The organism is Hymenobacter sp. DG01 (assembly GCF_006352025.1).
Classification (GTDB): domain Bacteria; phylum Bacteroidota; class Bacteroidia; order Cytophagales; family Hymenobacteraceae; genus Hymenobacter.
Genome location: NZ_CP040936.1, coordinates 1,487,374 through 1,503,726 on the forward strand (window position 1 = coordinate 1,487,374; position 16,353 = coordinate 1,503,726).

15 protein-coding genes are annotated in these 16,353 nt (G+C 60.3%); 10 read left to right on the forward strand and 5 right to left on the reverse strand.

What is annotated here, in order from left to right:
* Positions 1-121: 121 nt before the first annotated feature.
* Positions 122-1,687 carry a PglZ domain-containing protein gene (locus tag FGZ14_RS06360; RefSeq protein WP_139922349.1) on the reverse strand — a complete coding sequence of 522 codons (1,566 nt, stop codon included), beginning with the start codon at positions 1,685-1,687 and terminating at the stop codon, positions 122-124.
* A 295-nt stretch (positions 1,688-1,982) separates the two neighbouring features.
* Here FGZ14_RS06360 and FGZ14_RS06365 point away from each other — a divergent pair, with 295 nt between their 5' ends.
* The 7 genes from FGZ14_RS06365 (at position 1,983) to FGZ14_RS06395 (ending at position 9,840) form a co-directional block, all read left to right on the forward strand.
* On the forward strand, positions 1,983-3,212 hold the full coding sequence (locus tag FGZ14_RS06365) for an HD domain-containing protein (protein WP_139922351.1): 1,230 nt from the start codon (positions 1,983-1,985) through the stop codon (positions 3,210-3,212).
* Positions 3,213-3,218: 6 nt separating this feature from the next.
* Positions 3,219-5,021, forward strand: a complete 1,803-nt coding sequence (locus tag FGZ14_RS06370; protein WP_139922353.1) for a hypothetical protein — start codon at positions 3,219-3,221, stop codon at positions 5,019-5,021.
* Between the two features lie 21 nt (positions 5,022-5,042).
* Positions 5,043-6,083, forward strand: a complete 1,041-nt coding sequence (gene lpxD / locus FGZ14_RS06375) for a UDP-3-O-(3-hydroxymyristoyl)glucosamine N-acyltransferase (protein WP_139922356.1) — start codon at positions 5,043-5,045, stop codon at positions 6,081-6,083.
* A gap of 110 nt (positions 6,084-6,193) precedes the next feature.
* Positions 6,194-7,588, forward strand: coding sequence for a bifunctional UDP-3-O-[3-hydroxymyristoyl] N-acetylglucosamine deacetylase/3-hydroxyacyl-ACP dehydratase (locus tag FGZ14_RS06380; RefSeq protein WP_139922357.1), 1,395 nt, complete (start codon positions 6,194-6,196; stop codon positions 7,586-7,588).
* A 112-nt stretch (positions 7,589-7,700) separates the two neighbouring features.
* Positions 7,701-8,501: an acyl-ACP--UDP-N-acetylglucosamine O-acyltransferase gene (lpxA, locus tag FGZ14_RS06385; protein ID WP_139922359.1), complete on the forward strand. Its 801-nt coding sequence runs from the start codon at positions 7,701-7,703 to the stop codon at positions 8,499-8,501.
* A gap of 107 nt (positions 8,502-8,608) precedes the next feature.
* Positions 8,609-9,241: an ABC transporter ATP-binding protein gene (locus tag FGZ14_RS06390; RefSeq protein WP_139922361.1), complete on the forward strand. Its 633-nt coding sequence runs from the start codon at positions 8,609-8,611 to the stop codon at positions 9,239-9,241.
* Positions 9,242-9,471: 230 nt separating this feature from the next.
* Positions 9,472-9,840: a hypothetical protein gene (locus FGZ14_RS06395; RefSeq protein WP_139922363.1), complete on the forward strand. Its 369-nt coding sequence runs from the start codon at positions 9,472-9,474 to the stop codon at positions 9,838-9,840.
* A 124-nt stretch (positions 9,841-9,964) separates the two neighbouring features.
* Here the strand turns inward: FGZ14_RS06395 and FGZ14_RS06400 are convergent, their stop codons facing one another.
* Positions 9,965-10,726, reverse strand: coding sequence for a DUF4197 domain-containing protein (locus FGZ14_RS06400; protein ID WP_180754511.1), 762 nt, complete (start codon positions 10,724-10,726; stop codon positions 9,965-9,967).
* Between the two features lie 279 nt (positions 10,727-11,005).
* Entirely contained in the window at positions 11,006-11,806 is an 801-nt protein-coding gene (locus FGZ14_RS06405) for a DUF4197 domain-containing protein (protein ID WP_139922365.1), read from the reverse strand.
* Between the two features lie 98 nt (positions 11,807-11,904).
* On the opposite strand from FGZ14_RS06405, the gene FGZ14_RS06410 reads away from it, so the two are divergent.
* From FGZ14_RS06410 to FGZ14_RS06420, 3 genes are all read left to right on the forward strand, one after another.
* Positions 11,905-13,155 carry a competence/damage-inducible protein A gene (locus FGZ14_RS06410; protein ID WP_139922367.1) on the forward strand — a complete coding sequence of 417 codons (1,251 nt, stop codon included), beginning with the start codon at positions 11,905-11,907 and terminating at the stop codon, positions 13,153-13,155.
* A 155-nt stretch (positions 13,156-13,310) separates the two neighbouring features.
* Positions 13,311-14,720, forward strand: a complete 1,410-nt coding sequence (locus tag FGZ14_RS06415; protein ID WP_139922369.1) for a dihydrolipoamide acetyltransferase family protein — start codon at positions 13,311-13,313, stop codon at positions 14,718-14,720.
* 135 nt (positions 14,721-14,855) lie between these two features.
* On the forward strand, positions 14,856-15,062 hold the full coding sequence (locus tag FGZ14_RS06420) for a hypothetical protein (RefSeq protein WP_139922371.1): 207 nt from the start codon (positions 14,856-14,858) through the stop codon (positions 15,060-15,062).
* A 120-nt stretch (positions 15,063-15,182) separates the two neighbouring features.
* Here the strand turns inward: FGZ14_RS06420 and FGZ14_RS06425 are convergent, their stop codons facing one another.
* Entirely contained in the window at positions 15,183-15,590 is a 408-nt protein-coding gene (locus FGZ14_RS06425) for a DoxX family protein (protein WP_139922374.1), read from the reverse strand.
* 95 nt (positions 15,591-15,685) lie between these two features.
* Entirely contained in the window at positions 15,686-16,294 is a 609-nt protein-coding gene (locus FGZ14_RS06430) for a nitroreductase (RefSeq protein WP_139922376.1), read from the reverse strand.
* Positions 16,295-16,353: the final 59 nt, after the last annotated feature.

Below are 16,353 nucleotides of genomic sequence, written 5' to 3' on the forward strand. Positions count from 1 at the left end.
GGAAAAGCGTCGGGCTGGCGGGCAGTGGAACTAGTAAAAACAAGTGGCTATTTGAATATAAACAAAAAGGGCCACCCATCCGGGTGGCCCTTTTCCTATAGCTATCTGCTTTGGTTGCTACCTACCCTTTCGGGCTGAGCACGACGTAGGGAATGATGCATTCCTCCAGCGAGATGCCGCCGTGCTGGAACGTGTCCTTGTAGTAGTTCACGTAGTAGTTGTAGTTGTTGGGGTAGGCGAAGAAGTAGTCGCCGACGGTGAAGACGTAGGCGGTGCTCACGTTTTCACGGGGTAGGAAAATACGCTCCGGCTTGCGCACGGTGTACACGTCCTTGCTGTCGTCGAAGCCCAGGTTTTTGCCGTGCTTGTAGCGCAGGTTGGTGTTCGTGTTCCGGTCGCCCACGATTTTATAGGGGCGCTTTACCCGAATGGTGCCGTGGTCGGTGGTGATGATGAGCTTGCCTTTCTTCTCCGAAATCACCTGCAGCATTTCGTACAGAGGCGAGTGCAGGAACCACGAGCGGGTGATGCTGCGGTAGGCCGACTCATCGGCCGCCAGCTCCCGGATCATGGCCATGTCGGTGCGGGCATGGCTGAGCATGTCCACGAAGTTGTAGACGATGACGTTCAGCTTGTAGTTGTTGTGCAGGTTGGCCATTTTGCCCAGCAAGTCCTTGCCGGCCTGCAGGTTGGTTACCTTATTGTAGCTGTACTTGTGCTTCTGGCCGGCCTTCTGGAACATGATTTCCATGAACTCGGCCTCGTGCATGTTCTTGCCCTCGTCGTCGTCGTCCCACACCCACAGGTTGGGGTACTTCTTCTGAATTTCGCCGGGCATCATGCCCGAGAAGATGGCATTGCGGGCGTAGGCGGTGGTAGTGGGCAGAATGCTGTAATAGGTTTCCTCCGAGTCAACCGTGAACAAGTCGGCAATGATAGGCTCCAGCACTTTCCACTGGTCGTAGCGCAGGTTGTCGATGAGCACGAAGTACACGGGCGTGTCGCCGGTATCCTTCAGCATCGGGAACACGCGCTCCTTAAACAGCTGGTGCGACATGAGCGGGGCGTCGTCATCGTCACCGTTCACCCAGTCCTCGTAGTTTTCCGTGATGAAGCGGCCGAAGTAGGTGTTGGCCTCGTCTTTCTGCATGTTAAAGACGTCGGCCATGCTCTTGCCTTCCGTCTCGTTGATTTCCAGCTCCCAGTACACCAGCTTCTTGTACACGTCGGCCCACTCCGAGGGGCTGAGGCGGTCAGAGAGCTGCATGCCCAGCTGGCGGAAGTCGCGCTGGTAGCCGCTGTTGGTAGCCTCGCTCACCAGACGCTTGTTGTCGAGCACCTTTTTCACCGACAGCAGAATCTGGTTGGGGTTTACCGGCTTGATGAGGTAGTCGGCAATTTTGGCCCCGATGGCCGATTCCATGATGTGCTCCTCCTCGCTCTTGGTAATCATGACCACGGGCACGGTAGGGCGCACGGCCTTGATTTCGGTGAGGGTTTCCAAGCCCGTCAGGCCGGGCATATTTTCATCCAGGAACACGATGTCGTAGGTCTTCTCCTGAATTTCCTCAATGGCATCGGCCCCGGAGTTCACGCCGGTCACGTCGTAGCCTTTTTCCTTAAGGAAGAGAATGTGGGGCTTCAGGAGGTCGATTTCGTCATCGGCCCATAGAATGGAGTATTGCATGAGTTGGGGTCTTGGGGACGTTGATGATCAAGGGCTTACTTGCAGCCTACGAGCACCAAGAGGTTTGTTTTTTATTGTCGAGCAAGCGCGTTGCCGCCTTACATACGTAAGAGAGTAACCAAATAGCGGCAAAAAATATTGCGCAAGGTAAATTCCCGGTGAAATTAGAGCACTGCTTTTAGCGGGGCGCTTCCGTTGTTCCGGGCGTTTTTACCGTAGTCTGCGCTACGACCACTTCCTTTGCGTTGTCCCTACCCCCGGGGTGGACGCCAACCCTTGGTAATCCTCAAGTCCCTTGAATAAGAAAAAGATCTTCAACGACCCGGTGTATGGCTTTGTCACCATCCCGACGGAGTTGCTGTTTGACCTGATTGAGCATACGTATTTCCAGCGCCTGCGCCGGATTCAGCAGCTGGGCCTCACCAGTTTCGTGTACCCCGGGGCCCTGCACACGCGCTTTCACCACGCTCTGGGCGCCATGCACCTGATGACCCTGGCCCTACGCACGCTGAAGGATAAAGGCGTCAAGATTTCGGCCAAGGAGGGGGAGGCGGCTATGGCGGCTATTCTGCTGCACGACGTAGGCCACGGTCCCCTCTCCCACGCCCTGGAGCACAGCATATTTCATAAAGTGCACCACGAAGAGCTGAGCCTGCACCTGATGCGCAAGCTCAACGTCCAGTTCAACGGCGCCCTGGACCTGGCCATCCAGATTTTTGAGGGCACGTACTCGCGGCCATTCTTTCACCAGCTGGTGAGCTCCCAGCTCGACATGGACCGGCTGGACTACCTCAACCGCGACTCCTTTTACACCGGCGTGCAGGAAGGCCGCCCCGGCGCCGACCGCCTGATCAAGATGCTGACGGTAGTGGATGAGCGGCTGGTGCTGGAAGAAAAGGCCGTGTACAGCATCGAGAACTTTCTGGTGAGCCGCCGGCTGATGTACTGGCAGGTGTACCTGCACAAAACCGTGACCAGCGCCGAGCAGATGGTCATTCGGATTATGCAGCACGCCCGCGCTCTGGTGCGCAAGGGCGTGGACGTGCCGGCCTCGCCCAACCTGCAGTTCTTTCTCTCGCGCAGCGTCACGCAGCAGGAGTTTGAGCAGGACGATGACATCCTGCGCCGCTTCACCCGCCTCGATGATACCGACGTGTGGGGAGCCGTGAAGCTCTGGGCCGACCACCCCGACAAGGTACTGAACTACCTCGCCCAGAGCCTGCTGGACCGGCACCTGTTTAAAATCACGCTCCAGACCGAGCCTTTCGACGAGGATTTCCAGCTGGGCATTGTGGAGCTGATTGCCGAGCATTTCCACCTCCCCCACGAGGACGCGGCCCAGCTCATGCTCACCGGCCGCATCAGCAACAACGCCTACGACGCCGACGGCCAGGACCCGATTGACGTGCTTACGAAGCGCGGCCGGGTAGTAAACGTAGCGGAGGCGTCGGATTTGCCCAATATTCGCGCTATCAGCCAACGGGTAGAGAAGCATTATATCTGCTACCCCAAGGAAATCCTGTAGGCCGGCATGCGCGCTCTGCTTCGCCGTTTGTTTTCAGACCTGCCCCTGGGCCTGCTGGCGCTGTTTTTCCTAGTGCTAAGCGGTAGTCTGGCGGTGCTCTACAGCTGGGTTTCCATCCCCGATCTGTACGCGCTGCGCCAGGCCATCTATGCCCGTAACGAGATGCCGGAGTTTGTGCTGCAGGTTACGCCGGGCCGCTACGCCGCGCTGCGCGGGGGGCTATGGGCCGTAGCCGCCGGGGCGGCCGCCCTGACCGGCTACCATCTCCGAAGCGGCCGCCTGCCCCTGGAGTTGCGCGGATTGTGGCAGAGCCTGCGTGAGGCCGCCCACAGTGTGGGGCGGGCCGTGGCCGGGCTTTCTGCCCTGGAGAAGCTGCTGGCCGGGCTGCTGCTTGCCAGCGTGCTGGCCCTGCGCCTGTATTACACCCGGGTGTATCCGCTGAGCACCGATGAAATAGCCACCTACGACTACTTTGTGAGTGGCGGACCGGTAGCCAGCACCAGCTTCTACCCCATCCCGAATAACCATGTGCTGTTTAGCCTTAGCTGCTGGGCAGTAAGCAGGTTTACTGCTCACGACATGCTGATTCTGCGGCTGCCTACCTTGCTCATCAGCCTGGTGGGTACCGTGCTGGCTTACGCCCTGCTGGTGCGCGTTACTACTTTCCGGGTTGCCACGCTGGCAGTAGGGTTGTTCAGCCTTTCGCCCCTGAGTTTGTACTACGCCATGGCGGGCCGGGGCTACTTCCTGCTGATTGCGCTGGCAATAGCGCAGTTTTTCGCGGCCCTGGCTGTTGTGCACTCCACCCGCTGGCGGCAGTTGGGCTGGGCCGGGTTTGTGGTAGCGGGCATCCTGGGGCTCTATACTATTCCTACGTACGCCTACCCCCTGGTTTCGCTCGGAGTCTGGGCGGGCCTGGTGTTTCTGCGGCGCCGTGATATGGCCGGGCTGGCTTCTCTGCTGGGGGCCAGTGCGCTGGTGGGCGCCGGGGCGCTGGTGGCCTATGCACCGGTTATCAGCGTCTCGGGGCTGCGGGCTTTGGCGGCCAACAGCTACATCGCCCCCCAAAGCCTCACGGATTTCTGGCGCTCCTACGCGCTGTACCTGTTGAAGCCCGCCCGGGAGCTATTTGGGCATGAGCAGCTGAGTGCCCCGGGGTTCGTGGGGCTGCTGGTAGCGGCGCTGGCGGTGCTGCCGGCCCTGCCCCGCCCCTGGCGCCGGGTGGCCCTGCCGGCCCTGCTACTGGTGCTGCTGCCCTTCGTGTTCATGCCCATGCAGCGGGTGTACAGCCCGGCCCGGGTGCTACTGTACGCGGCGTTTTTCTTTTTTGTGGGGGTAGCCGTACTGGGCGAGTGGCTGCTGCGGCGGCTGCGCGTACCGCCCCGGCTGGGCCTGGCCAGTATAGGGGTAATACTTTGTTTGTATGGCACTTACCAGGCTGCCCACTTTCGCTATGCCGTGCGCTCAGCCCAGAACATGGCCCGGCAGCTGGAGGGCTCCTACGCCTGGCTGCGGCGGCAGCAACCGCACCGGGTGTACTTCGCGGCCCCATTTCATAAGCTATACTTTCACCACTACGCCCTGACCACGGGCTACCCCCTGCACTTGTTCGAAGCCACTTCGGCGCCGGGTACCCGCTTTGATTATGTAGTCCTGGTGCGCGGACAAACGGTAGTGCGGCCCTGGTGTACCCCGCAAGCATACCGCCGGGTTTATTCTGATGAAGGGGCCACTATCTACCAGAGCGCTGAGCACCCGGCCGCGCGCCCGCCCCAGCCCCCGGCAGCGGCACCCCGCGCCGGGAAATAGATATTTCTCTACTTTTGCCCGATGGAATTTACCGTAGGTCAGATAGCAGAAGTACTGCGCGGAACCGTGGAAGGAGACGCCACGCAGCCAATTAACCGCTTGGCCAAAATTGAAGAAGCCCAGGCCGGCGCCCTCTCCTTTCTCTCGAACCCGAAGTATGAGCCTTACCTCTATAGTACGGGGGCATCGGCGGTTATCGTGAGTCGGGCCCTGGAGCTGCGGCAGCCTGTTACGGCCGCCCTCATCCGGGTGGAGGACCCCTACACCAGCTTTACCACCCTGCTTGAGTTCTACCAGCAAGCTACCCGCACCGGCAAGCGCGGCGTAGAAGAGCCCGCCTACCTGGCCGCCAGCTCCCGCATCGGCGAAAACCATTACCGTGGCGCCTTCTCCTATATTGGGGAGAACTGCGAAATCGGGCGCGACGTGGTGATTTTTCCGCACGTTTTCATCGGCGACCGGTGCAAAATCGGGGATGGCACTATCCTTTACGCTGGGGCCAAGGTGTACGCCGAAACCGTTATCGGGGCACGCTGCACCATTCATGCGGGCGCTGTACTCGGCTCCGATGGCTTCGGCTTCGCGCCCCAGCCCGACGGCTCCTACCGCACTATTCCGCAGATTGGCAACGTGGTGCTGGAAGACAACGTGAGCATTGGGGCCAACGCCACCATCGACTGCGCCACCATGGGCTCGACCATCATCCGGGAGGGCGCCAAAATCGACAACCTGGTGCAGATTGCCCACAACGTGGAGGTAGGCCGCCACACGGTTATTGCTTCCCAGTCGGGCGTGTCGGGCTCCACCAAAATCGGCGACTTCTGTGTGTTGGCCGGCCAAACGGGGCTGGCCGGGCACCTCACCCTTGCCAACCGCACCACGGTTACGGCCCAGTCGGGGGTAGGAAAATCCATTAAGCAGGAAGGCGTGCTGCTGCAGGGCTCCCCCGCTTTCAACCTGCGCGACAGTCTGCGCGCCAATGCCGTGTTCCGCCATCTGCCCGACCTGGAGCGCCGCCTCACCCTTCTGGAACGCAGCCGCACCGAACCGGAAAAGCCCTAGCTTTGCAGTCTATTGAGTTGTCAGTTGCCAATTGCCAGTTGCCGGGTCCGTTCTGTTTTCTGATGGCCTGCTTCCTGACAACTGGCAACTGACAACTGACAACTCAGAAAATGAACGACAAGCAACATACCATCAAGGCCCCCGTCACCGTGAGTGGCATTGGCCTTCATACCGGCGTGCAGGCCACCATGACGTTCTGCCCCGCCCCCATCAACCACGGCTATAAGTTTCAGCGCATCGATTTGCCCGGCCAGCCCCTCGTGGATGCCGACGTGGACAACGTGGTGGACCTCTCGCGCGGCACGACCATCGAGCAGAACGGCGCCCGCGTGAACACCGTGGAGCACACGCTGGCCGCCCTGGTAGGCCTGCAGATTGATAATGTGCTGATTCAGCTGGACGGGCCCGAGCCGCCCATCATGGACGGTTCCAGCTTCGAGTTCATCAAGCCCCTGCAGGAAGTGGGCCTGGAAGAGCAGAACGCCCTGCGCAATTACTTCGAGATTCCCGACGAAATCCGCTACGTGGACAACGGCCGGGCTGTGGAGCTGGCGGCCCTGCCCCTGAACAACTACCGCCTCACGGTAATGGTCGATTACAACTCGCCGGTGCTGGGCTCGCAACACGCTTCCCTGACCCACATCGACCAGTTCACCTCCGAAATTGCCTCGTCGCGCACGTTCTGCTTTCTGCACGAGCTGGAGGCACTCTACAAATCCAACCTCATCAAGGGCGGCGATTTGAGCAACGCCATTGTGGTGGTTGACCGGGTGGTAAGCGACGAGGAGCTGGACGAGCTAGCGACCATGCTGGGCAAGCCCAAAGTGGCCGTGAAAAAGGAAGGCATTCTCAACAACGTGGACCTGCGCTACAAAAACGAGCCGGCCCGCCACAAGCTCCTCGATTTGGTAGGCGACCTGGCCCTGGTGGGCCGCCCGCTGAAAGGCCAGATTCTGGCCGCCCGCCCGGGGCACGCGGCCAACGTGGCCTTTGCCAAGCGCATCAAGAAAAAGATGATGGAGGCCCACACCAGCGCCGTGCCCACCTACGACCCTACGCGCGAGCCGGTGATGGACATCAACAAAATCAGCGCCATCCTGCCCCACCGCTACCCCTTCCTGCTCATCGATAAAATTATTCACCTGGATGCCAACACGGTAACCGGGGTGAAGAACGTTACGATGAACGAACCCTTCTTTCCTGGTCACTTCCCCGGTAACCCCGTGATGCCCGGCGTACTGCAGATTGAGGCCATGGCCCAGACCGGGGGCATTCTGGTACTGAACACCGTGCCGGACCCCGAAAACTACTGGACCTATTTTCTGGGTATCGAGAATTGCCGCTTCCGCCGCATGGTGAAACCCGGCGACACCATCATCTTCAAGTGCGACCTGACGGCCCCCATCAAGCGCGGTATTGCCAAAATGAGCGGGAAAGCCTACGTGAACGGGAAAGTGGTGATGGAAGCCGAAATGTCGGCCAGCATCGTCCGGAAGAACGCCTGATTTTCAATTAGTAATTAATAATTAAGAATGTATAATTCTCATACGACATCCGCTTCCCGGGTCATTGAGGCATTTCTTAATTATTAATTCTTAATTACTAATTACCCAACGAATGAACCAGCCGCTCGCCTATATTCACCCCGAAGCCAAAATCGCCCAGAACGTGGTAGTGGAGCCGTTCACGACCATCGACAAGGACGTGGAAATCGGGGAAGGCACCTGGATTGGGCCCAACGTGACCATCATGGCGGGGGCCCGTATCGGCAAAAACTGCAAGATTTTTCCCGGCGCCGTTATTGCCGCCCAACCCCAGGACCTCAAGTTTGCCGGCGAGAAAACCACCGTGCACATCGGGGATAATACGGTAGTGCGCGAGTGCGTGACAGTGAACCGCGGCACCGTGGACAAGCTCAAAACCGTAGTGGGCAGCAACTGCCTGCTGATGGCCTACGTGCACATTGCCCACGACTGCGTGATTGGCGACAACTGCATTCTGGCCAACACGGTGCAGGTGGCGGGTCACGTAGAGGTGGGTGACTACGCCATTGTGGGCGGGTCTTCGGCCATTCACCAATTTGTGCGCATCGGGGCCCACGCCATGATTTCCGGGGGCTCCCTGATCCGGAAGGATGTGCCGCCCTTCGTGAAGGCCGGCCGCGAGCCGCTTAGCTACGCGGGCATCAACAGCATTGGGCTGCGCCGCCGCGGCTTCTCCGACCAGAAGATTTCCGAGATTCAGCAGCTCTACCGCCTGCTGTTCATGAGCGGCCTGAACAACAACGCCGCCCTCGACCAGATTGAGCTGGAACTGGCTCCTTCGCCCGAGCGCGACGAGGTAGTAAACTTCATCCGTAACTCGGGCCGTGGCGTCATTAAGGGCTACGGCCGTAACGGCAACGGCAACGGCGAGTAGATTTCGGAACCGCAACCCAAGAGCTTAGGGCCCGGAGAATGTTCTGACGCGCGTACGTTAGCAGAACATGGTCTGGGTTCTAAGCTCTTCTTTCTTAGCGCCACGATATGCAGATTACCGCCACCGGGCTGGGCAAGCGCTTTGCCCGGGAATGGATTTTCCGGGACCTGACCCACACCTTCCGGCCGGGCACGGCCACCGCTATTCTGGGCCCCAACGGCGCGGGCAAAAGCACGCTGCTCAACACTTTGTCGGGGCAGCTCCTGCCCACTACCGGCACGCTCAGCTACGAGCACGCCGGCCGCGCTACGGCCGTGGAAGACGTACCGCCCCTGCTGGCCTACGCGGCGCCCTACCTGGAGCTGATTGAGGAACTGACCCTAACGGAGCAGATTCAGTTTCATACCCGCTTCAAGCCTCTGCGGCCGGGCCTGACGGCGGCGCAGCTTATCAGCATCATGTATCTGGAGAAATCGCGCCACAAGCTGGTGCGGGATTTCTCTTCCGGCATGAAGCAGCGCCTGAAGCTGGCCCTGGCCCTGTACGCCGATACCCCCCTGCTCCTGCTCGACGAGCCCACCACCAACCTGGACCGCACCGGCGTGGAGTGGTATCTGGAACATGCTCGCGCTACCCTGAAAGGACGCACCGTACTGGTTTCCAGCAACGTACCAGAGGAATACGACTTCTGCCAGGAGCAGCTGCTGATAACTGATTTCGGGGCGAAAGCAGCCAGGTAACGGCAGTGTCGCGTACGAGGGCGTAGCGCCCATTGAAACCCGGCAGCTCAGGGTATTTTCAAAAATGCTACCCCCGGAAAGTGCCTGAGCCAGCGGCTAAAAGCTCTTTTGAGGCCGCAGGGTGCAGCGCCACCGCAACCTTCCAAACCTTCCGGCTCGTATCTTCGCATTCGAAATGCTGCGGCACCTTTCACTCGACACTTTTCACCCTTACCGCCCCTAGCAAGGCCATGAGACAATACGACGACCTCGACGACGACCTCTTCGACGATGACGACGAGATGGATAGCTTCGCCAAAACCGGCGGCAGCAAAACTCGCGGCAGTTCCGAAGACCAACTCTCCGCCAAGTACGCCGACTACCTGATGTGGCGCGACACCGGCTCCTCGCACGATGAGGCCCTGGACCTGGCCAGTATGACCGAAGACGAGTTTGCTACCGCTGAAGCCGCCGAAGACCCCGACGGCAGCCGCGGCTTCGGCAGCCTCGATGATGACGACGACTTCAGCGACGATGATGACGACGACGACAGCGGCTACGGCAGCCACCGCACCGGCAGCGGCCGCCGCAACTCCGGCTACGACGATGATGATTTTTAGTAGGCCAAGGCTCTGATTTCTGCTCAGGCCCACTAGGTTTAACAGGAAAGGCCCGCGCTCCGTTATGGAACGTGGGCCTTTCCCGTTAAAGCCAGCGGCGGCAAGTTATCTGCCCGCCCCTGCATCAGCTCTGCTTTTTGCCGAACACGCGTTTCAGCAAATCGGTGGTCCGGGCCACGGGGTTTTCGCGGATGTTGGCTTCCTCCTGGGCAATGAGGGTAAACAGGCCGTCGATGGCCTTGCCGGTGGCATACTGGTTCAGGTCCGTCTGCACGGGCTTCACCAGCGGAATGCGGTTGTAGCGGGTGGTCAGGTCGGTGTAGTAGCGGGTGGCCCCAACCTGGTCGAGGCTCTTCTGCACGATGGGCCGGAAGGCTACCGTGAGCTGCTCGGTGGTCGTGCGCTTGAGGTAGTTGGTGGCGGCGTTCTTATCCCCCGTCAGAATCCCCCACACGTCCTTAAACGTGAGGCTTTTAATGGCCGTGAGAAAAATAGGCTTGGCGCTTTTCGCGGCTTCCTCGGCGCCCCGATTCAGAGTCAGCTCAAACCGGTCAACCTGGCTGCCCAGACCAATGGAGCGCAGGGTAGTAGCCACGCGCTGCGCATCAGGCGGGAAAGGAATCCGAATCAGTTTGTTCAGGTAGAAGCCATCTGGCTTCGAGGCTTGGTCGGCACCTTTGCTGATGCCCTGGGTAAGGGCCTCCTTGAGGCCCCGGGCAGCCTCGTCCTGGGTGATGTTGCCCGTACTCCCGGCCTTGGTGGTTGGGGGGGCCGGAATGGTTGTTTTGAGAATGTCGCCGAGCTTAGGCAACTTAATCTGGGCCGAAGCAGCCACGCTCAACCCCAACAGGGCCACGGGCAACACAAGGAAACGGCGGTAGTTCATAGCAGTAAGAAAAGCAGTACAAATGCTGCTCAAGCACAAGGCACAAACCAGACCAGGTTTGATTTTGGGTAAGGAGGGGAATGAGATGAGGAGGTAACTGGTGACAGGTAAGCTTATTGGCTCTGAGCGGCTGACGTTGCCAACGCCAGGCCAGGGTTTAACGCATTTCAGGAGGGTAAGTGGGTCGTTCTTTTGGCATAGCTGGTGCAGGCGGAGCCCGTCGGACCGAGGTGAACAGCTAACCTGCCACTTGTCACCTGTCACCAGTTACCTCCTCACCTATTTCCCAAACACGCGCTTGAGCAGGGCGCTGCCTTGGCCAGCGGGGTTTTGGCGGATACGGCCTTCCTCAGCGGCTATCAGGGCAAAGAGGCCATCCACGGTTTTCTCCGTAGCATAGGGTGCTAGCTGCGGACTAAGCTTGGTTACCAGCGGAATTTTGTTGTAGCGGGCTACCATTTCGGCGTAGAGGCGGGTAGCGCCCGTCTGGTCCAGCGACTGTTGCACGGTAGGCTGGAAGGCAGTGCGCAGGTCGGCGGCGGTTTTCTCGTAGAGCAATGTGGTAGCCGCATCACTTTCCCGGCTGGTAGCCAGCGTGAGGGCGTCCTGCAGGGTCAGGTTCTGCACCGCGTTCAGGAAGATGGGCTTCGCCTGGGCCGAGGCAGTTTCGGCGGCGCGGTTCAGGGCTACCTCAAAATTATCGACCAGGGCTCCGGCTTTCAGCTTGCGCAGCGTAAGAGCAACTATTTCCGCTTCGGGCGGGAACGGGATGCGGATATCCGCGTTGGCAGTAAAGCCGTCGGGGGCGCTACCCTGCGCCACGGCGCGGGTTACGCCCTGGCTCAGGGCTTCGCGCAGGCCGCTGCTGGCTTCGTCGGCCGTGAGCGGGACTTTCACCGGGGTAGCAGGGGTAGCAGCCGGTTTGGCAGCGCTGGCGTTGGGGGTAGCCTTTTTGGCGGTTGTAGGCTTTTTGCTAACCGTAGTGGTCTTTTTCGGGGTGGTTTTGGATTGGGCGGCGGCCAGTTGGGCGCTGGCCAGCGTAAGCGTGAGGCCGAGGGCCAGGGTGCGGAGGGGAGGCATAAGACGAAAAAGGTAAACCCAACGGCTGTTGTGGCGTTGTTAGCCGACGGGTTGCCAATATTGCGCCAAATCCGGCACTCCTCCTAACCTCCTCCGCTATGCCCTCCCTCCCCGACGTTGAAATCATGACTATTGGCGATGAGCTGCTCTACGGGCAGGTCATCGACACGAATTCGGCCTTTATGGGCCAGGAACTGGCTAAGCTGGGTCTGCGGGTTCGCCAGATCACCAGCGTTTCGGACCGCGCCGACGAAATAGTGGCGGCCCTGGACCTGGCCCGGCAGCGCGCCCAGGTGGTGCTCATGACCGGCGGGTTGGGTCCCACCAAAGACGACCTGACCAAGCACGTGCTGGCCCGCTATTTCGGGGCGGAGCTGGTGCTGCACCAAGCTACTTTGGAGCATGTGGAAGGCATTTTTCGGCGCTTCAACCGCCCCATGCTGGACGTAAACCGCCAACAGGCCCTGGTGCCCGCCAATTGTCAGGTGCTGTTCAATGCGGTGGGTACGGCACCGGGTATGTGGTTTGAAAGCCAGCAAACCGTGTTCGTGAGCATGCCGGGCGTGCCGCACGAAATGAAATACCTGATGACCCACGAGGTGCTGCCGCGTCTGCAGCAACACTTCCGGACACCCCCCATCGAGCACGTAGTGGTGCAGACCATTGGCCTGGGCGAGTCGTTTCTGGCCCAGCAGATTGAAGCCTGGGAAGCCGCCCTACCCCCCAACGTCAAGCTAGCCTACCTACCCTACCTCGGTGGGGTGCGCCTGCGCCTGACCGGCCACGACGACGGCCAGCCAAACCTGCGCGCCCGCATGGAAGCCTTGCTGCCCAGCCTGCAAGAGCTGTTGGGTGAGCATATTTTTGCCGAAGGCGAAATAAAGCTGGAAGAAGCCGTGGGACAGCTGCTGTTGCAACGCGGCCTCACCGTAGGCACTGCCGAGAGCTGCACGGGCGGCCTGCTGGCCCACCGCCTTACCAGCGTGCCTGGCAGCTCGCGCTACTTCCAGGGCAGCGTCATTGCGTACTCTAACGATATAAAGGTGCGCGAGCTGGATGTGAAGCCTGAAACCCTGGCCACCCACGGCGCCGTAAGCGAAGCCACCGTGGCGGAAATGGCCGAGGGGCTGCGCCGCCGGCTGGGGGTAGATGTAGCCCTGGCTACCAGCGGCATTGCCGGTCCCGAGGGCGGTACCCCCGAAAAGCCCGTCGGTACCATCTGTTTCGCCTATGCCGATGCTCACCGGACCGTCACGCGGCAGATCAGCTTTGACCGCGGCCGCCAGCTGAATGTGGAGTACACTACCACCATGGCCCTGAACCTGCTACGCCAGGAAGTGGTGAAATAGTGGAAAGGCGAAAGGCAGAGTTTGCCGGTGCTTTGCCGCAGCGCCGGGCAGATAGGCCACCAACTCGCCATTTCACTACTTCACCTTTCGCAACTTCACTTACCTTTGAGGCTCCAAACCCACCCCACCCCTTTTTTCCTAACTACCCCAACCGCATGGCACGAGTGGAAATGACGATGCCCAAGATGGGCGAATCCATCATGGAAGGCACCGTCCTGAAATGGCTTAAACAAGTAGGCGACTCCATTGAACAGGATGAATCGGTGCTGGAAGTAGCCACCGATAAAGTGGACACCGAAGTTCCGGCCCTCCACGCCGGCGTTCTGCAGGAAATTCTGGTGCAGGAAGGCCAGGTAGTGGCGGTGGGGGCGCCCATTGCCATCATTGAAACCGACGCCAGCGCTGCTACTGCCGCTCCCGCCGCGGCCGCCGCTGACATGCCTGCGCCCTCCGCTAATGGCGCAGAAAAGGTAGCTGCTGAGGTTCCGTTTGTTCCGGCCGCCGCTCAAACTTCGGCCACCGAGGCTACAGCGGCCCAGCCCCAGCCGGGCCGCTTTTACTCGCCCCTCGTGCTGAGCATTGCCCGCGAAGAAGGCATTTCCATGGCCGACCTGGAACACCTGCCCGGTACTGGCAGCGAAGGCCGCGTCACGAAAAAAGATATTCTGGATTATGTAGCCGCGGGCAAGAAGCCCCTGGCGCAGCCAGCGGCGGCCCCCGCTGCCCAGCCCCAGGCCGCGCCGGCCGCGCCGGCCCCTACCCCGGCCCCGACGGCCCAAGCTCCTACGCCAGCCGCCGCACCGGCCCAGCAGGCTGCTTCCGCTCCGGCAACCAAAGCGGTGCCCTCCATCAGCGGCAACCAGGAGCTGCTGGAAATGGACCGCATGCGCAAGATGATTGCCCAGCGCATGGTGGACTCCAAGCGGATTTCGCCCCACGTTACCTCCTTCGTGGAAGCCGACGTGACCGACATTGTGAACTGGCGCAACAAGCACAAGGATGCATATAAGAAGCGCGAAGGCGAGAACCTGACCTTCACGCCCATCTTCATTCAGGCCATTGCCCGCGCCATTCAGGATTTCCCGAACATCAACGTATCGGTGGAGGGCGACTACATCATCAAGAAGCGCGACATCAACGTGGGCGTGGCCGTGGCTCTGCCCTCGGGCAACCTCATCGTGCCCGTAATTCACAACGCCGACCAGCTTAACCTCAATGGCCTGAGCAAGCGCGTGAACGACCTCGCCAACCGGGCCCGCGCCAACAAACTGAAGCCCGAAGATCTGGAAGGCGGCACGTACACGGTTTCCAACGTGGGTTCCTTTGGCAACGTGATGGGCACACCCATTATCATGCAACCTCAGGTAGCCATTATGGCCGTGGGCGCCATCAAGAAGAAGCCCGCCGTGATTGAAACGCCCCAGGGCGACTTGATTGGCGTGCGTCACTTCATGTTCCTCTCCCACTCCTACGACCACCGCGTGGTGGATGGGTCGCTGGGCGGAATGTTCGTGCGCCGCGTGGCCGACTACCTGGAGCAGTTCGACCCGAACACCACCATTTAGTGCTTGGCGCTCTATAGGAATAGAAAAGGCCCTGCCGTGGTTACGGCGGGGCCTTTTTGGTTGGGCCTGATGCCTTATTTTTGTGTACAGGCCGGGGCTCTTTCTCCCGGCTTGCGTTTTTGAATCTCCCGTCTCATGAATAAAGTCCTGCCCCTGGCAGCCCTGGTTATTGCCCTGGGCCTGATTATCTTCCTCTACCAGCGCCTGCGCACCACGGAAGCCGCGCTGGCAATGGCCCAGAAACGCTTCGATGACTGCGAGCAGGTGAACTTCCAGCTGCAGAACCAGCTGGTGCAGGCTACCCGGGGCCCCGTTCCCGACAGCCTGAAAATCGTGGACTAACCCGGAGAGGGTAACGCAACGAGCCGCTGCAAACGAAACCCGAGTGCCAATAAATGGCTCCTTGCGCTTCGTTTGCAGCGGCTCGTTGGGTTTACTAGTTATGATGGGGTAGGCCCCTACTTACGCTACGGGCCCCGCGTTGCGGCTGCGGGCGGCATCCAGGCTCCAGGGGCCGGGGCCGGCCGCCGACAGGTACAGATACACAAAGCAGTAGAGCACGGCCAGCTCGCCCTGGTTTATAATGGGAAGGGCATGCTGGGGCGCGTGGGCCATGAAGTAGGCCACGGCCATCAGGCCTGATAAAATGAAGGCCACCGGCCGGGTAAACAGCCCGATCAGCAAGAGCAGACCGCCGCCGAATTCCAGAATACCGGCCACCAGCATCAGGCCCGTGGCCCCACCGCCGTGGTCAGAAGGCGGCCAGTTAAAAAGCTTCTGGGAGCCATGAAACAACATGAGTAGTCCTGAAACGATGCGCAGGACGCTGAGCAGCCGGGCAGCCCAGGGTGAGAGGAAAAAAGCAGCCATACTATATAGGAAAAGGAGTGAGTACCACCCCGACAACGCAAAAGCGGCCCGCCGGGATACAGCGGACCGCTTCAGGGGCAAGCAAGGGGTAGGAACTAGCCCAGCACCCAGGTCACTTTTTCTTCCAGAGGCCGGCGCGTACTGCGGGCCTGGGCTCCGGCTTTGGGGTAGCCCAGGTAGAAGAAGCCCAGCAGCTGGTCGTCGGGGCCGAGGCCGAAGAAGGGCTTGGCCTCGGGGAGGTAGGTAACCCCGCCACTGCTCCAGAAGCCCGCCAACCCGTGCGCCACGGCCGAGAGGTGCAGGTTTTGTACGGCGCAGGCCACGGCCGCTACCTCCTCTACCTCGGGCACCTCGGGGTTGCGCTTCAGCCCAATGGCAATAACATGGGAGCTAAGCCGCGGATTGTTCATCATCTTCTCCAGCTTAGCTGGCTGAAACTTCTCGCCTGCGGTGGCCCGGTATAGCGCCGCCTGAAAATCGGCCAGCTTCTGGCGGCCAGCTCCCGCGAACACCACGAAGTGCCAGGGCTCGGTGCGCTTGTGGGTGGGCGCCCAGGTGGCATTTTCCAGCAGCTCGCGCACCAGCGCATCGGGCACCACGCGGCCTGGCTCAAACAGCACAGGCTGCATGCTGCGCCGCCCCCGAATCAGCTGGGTGACTTGGGCGGCATCGAGGGGGGTAGATATTTCGGCTTGATTGATCATGCTTGAGAAAGAGGTTTGAATGCCGAATGTTTTGATGCTCTATTCTGAGCTTCTACAAA

Excerpts from the sequence above, each read along its gene's own strand:
- FGZ14_RS06360 (WP_139922349.1), bottom strand. The coding sequence starts at position 1,687 with ATGCAATACTCCATTCTATGGGCCGATGACGAAATCGACCTCCTGAAG.
- FGZ14_RS06370 (WP_139922353.1), top strand. The coding sequence starts at position 3,219 with ATGCGCGCTCTGCTTCGCCGTTTGTTTTCAGACCTGCCCCTGGGCCTG.
- lpxD (WP_139922356.1), top strand. The coding sequence starts at position 5,043 with ATGGAATTTACCGTAGGTCAGATAGCAGAAGTACTGCGCGGAACCGTG.
- FGZ14_RS06380 (WP_139922357.1), top strand. The coding sequence starts at position 6,194 with ATGAACGACAAGCAACATACCATCAAGGCCCCCGTCACCGTGAGTGGC.
- lpxA (WP_139922359.1), top strand. The coding sequence starts at position 7,701 with ATGAACCAGCCGCTCGCCTATATTCACCCCGAAGCCAAAATCGCCCAG.
- FGZ14_RS06390 (WP_139922361.1), top strand. The coding sequence starts at position 8,609 with ATGCAGATTACCGCCACCGGGCTGGGCAAGCGCTTTGCCCGGGAATGG.
- FGZ14_RS06395 (WP_139922363.1), top strand. The coding sequence starts at position 9,472 with ATGAGACAATACGACGACCTCGACGACGACCTCTTCGACGATGACGAC.
- FGZ14_RS06400 (WP_180754511.1), bottom strand. The coding sequence starts at position 10,726 with ATGAACTACCGCCGTTTCCTTGTGTTGCCCGTGGCCCTGTTGGGGTTG.
- FGZ14_RS06405 (WP_139922365.1), bottom strand. The coding sequence starts at position 11,806 with ATGCCTCCCCTCCGCACCCTGGCCCTCGGCCTCACGCTTACGCTGGCC.
- FGZ14_RS06410 (WP_139922367.1), top strand. The coding sequence starts at position 11,905 with ATGCCCTCCCTCCCCGACGTTGAAATCATGACTATTGGCGATGAGCTG.
- FGZ14_RS06415 (WP_139922369.1), top strand. The coding sequence starts at position 13,311 with ATGGCACGAGTGGAAATGACGATGCCCAAGATGGGCGAATCCATCATG.
- FGZ14_RS06420 (WP_139922371.1), top strand. The coding sequence starts at position 14,856 with ATGAATAAAGTCCTGCCCCTGGCAGCCCTGGTTATTGCCCTGGGCCTG.
- FGZ14_RS06425 (WP_139922374.1), bottom strand. The coding sequence starts at position 15,590 with ATGGCTGCTTTTTTCCTCTCACCCTGGGCTGCCCGGCTGCTCAGCGTC.
- FGZ14_RS06430 (WP_139922376.1), bottom strand. The coding sequence starts at position 16,294 with ATGATCAATCAAGCCGAAATATCTACCCCCCTCGATGCCGCCCAAGTC.